Raw genomic sequence first — 1,807 nt, 5'->3', positions numbered from 1 at the left:
AGCGGGTCGATCAGGGCCAGGGGCGTTCCGAGGTGATCGCAGTGGTAGAGGTGGATATGGGTGATGACGGCGGCGGGCGGTCCGTGCATACGAATGCAATACATTCTATTTAACGATATCAATCGTTGGATAGCATGTATAAGACTCACCTTCCTCTGGAAGAACTGCTGTTAATTTCATATGGGTTGGGTTTCCTGTTTTGGCTATGGCTACAGCCTCTGGATCAACCGTTCCCACCAAAATGGATTCATCGTCTAGAACCTTTGCCATGACGATAGTGGAGAATTGAATCTTTTCTCTTTTTCATCCACTGAATAAGATTTGGATTCTTTTGTCAGAAATGCTCCCTTTGCGGAAAATCTGACCAATTCGTCAATGTTGCCTTTTTGCGTCTTGTTCTTTTCCAGATCAGCAGAGCCTATTATTGCAACGAATCCGAAGCCATTGCCTTTGAATTCATTGTTCCGATAAAATCCAGTTTCCGCAGTCCATGCGTACTCGGGACGGACTTTTTTATACCACTCCCAGACATCTCTTTTTTTTAATATGGGAAAACTCGCGGCAACGCCTTTTTTGATAAAGAAGGCGCCACAATCATTTTCGCTTGCAAATAACTTGCTGGAAAAGAAAATTGTAATGGTAAGGAAGAATATAAATTCTTTCATTTTCGTGATCCTCCGTGATTTTGTAAAATTTATACTGTAGCGTCTGCTAGGTTTGGCAGATGCTGATGAGCTTATTTTTGTGGGTTGGTAAGAATGTAGTGTCAGAATTGCTATTGGCTCGGAAATATTTTCTTTGAATGTACTGGAGTGTTGCTCCCATTTTTATACACATAAAATAAAACAAGTGATGGCTTTTCATTTGGATCACACTGACGCGAGCATATGACTTTCAGCATTTTGAAATAATTTTTGCCATATTTAATCCAGTTGAAGAAGCCTTTGGCCGAGGCGTTGTCTTTTGGATCTCCTAGTCTTAGGAAAATGGCTTCAATGGATTGGTTTTCAAAATCAACATCCCATTCGATAGAAATATTCTTATCAAAAGAATTGGCAAGACAACCTGTTATAAGGAAAAGGAAAATAATAATTATACTTTTTCTCATTATTAAGGGCATGTGCATCTCCTGTAGACTGGTGTACCTTGCGGCTGTTTCGTAACATCCCATGGCCATCCTGATCTCCCAGAACCGTTGGGGCCGGTTCCTATGGATGTTTCTCCCGGTATTTCGACAATTGCAACATGCCCTGAGGCATCCGCATAGCGGTGGGCTATAGCAACGACATCTCCTGCTTGAGGAGTTTCCACTATTGGAAAATTCGGAATACTAATATCTGGGTTTGCCCATGTTCCCGCAGCTATAGGCATGCCGAAGATATTCCGAGCCGGAGAGGCATCTGTGTGTTGTAGAACATCATCTACAAAGAAGTTGCATTTATTTTTGCCAGGCCCAGGTCTGGAGTATCCATCGATTTTGTACCTGGTGTCTCCTACTAATTTCTGAGCTTGGTCTAAAATATTATCGCAATCACATAGGCCAAGTGGATCTGTAAATTTTGATGGATTTCCACCTGCATATGAAAATCCATTAATACCCCCCATCAACCCAATCGGATCACGGCTGATATACCTCCCCAACGCCGGGTCGTAATACCGATGCCTGTTGTAGAACAGCCCCGATTCCTCATCCAGGTGCTGTCCCTGCATCCGAATAGGTTGGTGGAGATGGCTGGGGTTGTATTCCCTGATGCAGTTGCCCCAGGGATCGAGTTCGATATGCCAGTCGATCTTTCCCAGCGGGTCG

The 1,807-nt window shown here is 43.6% G+C and carries 4 protein-coding genes; all 4 read right to left on the bottom strand.

What is annotated here, in order from left to right; all coding sequences use genetic code 11:
• The coding region (locus tag L995_RS34850; RefSeq protein WP_442855447.1) for an RHS domain-containing protein at window positions 1-89 on the bottom strand (89 nt) is incomplete at its 3' end.
• Between the two features lie 165 nt (window positions 90-254).
• Window positions 255-665 carry a hypothetical protein gene (locus L995_RS32695; RefSeq protein ID WP_156135962.1) on the bottom strand — a complete coding sequence of 137 codons (411 nt, stop codon included), beginning with the start codon at window positions 663-665 and terminating at the stop codon, window positions 255-257.
• A gap of 110 nt (window positions 666-775) precedes the next feature.
• A complete protein-coding gene (locus tag L995_RS32690; RefSeq protein WP_156135961.1) occupies window positions 776-1,120 on the bottom strand; it encodes a hypothetical protein in 345 nt (114 codons plus the stop codon).
• Window positions 1,111-1,807, bottom strand: a 697-nt coding sequence (locus L995_RS34625) for an RHS repeat-associated core domain-containing protein (RefSeq protein WP_197065094.1), incomplete at its 5' end; no start/stop codon positions are given. The genes L995_RS34625 and L995_RS32690, both read right to left, overlap by 10 nt.

The organism is Delftia sp. ZNC0008, from assembly GCF_000799035.1.
Lineage (GTDB): Bacteria > Pseudomonadota > Gammaproteobacteria > Burkholderiales > Burkholderiaceae_C > Comamonas > Comamonas tsuruhatensis.
This window is presented reverse-complemented; position numbering and strand designations above follow the sequence as displayed.

Bases quoted from the DNA above. Each gene is read 5' to 3' on its own strand.
- L995_RS32695 (WP_156135962.1), bottom strand. From the start codon at position 665: ATGAAAGAATTTATATTCTTCCTTACCATTACAATTTTCTTTTCCAGC.
- L995_RS32690 (WP_156135961.1), bottom strand. From the start codon at position 1,120: ATGCCCTTAATAATGAGAAAAAGTATAATTATTATTTTCCTTTTCCTT.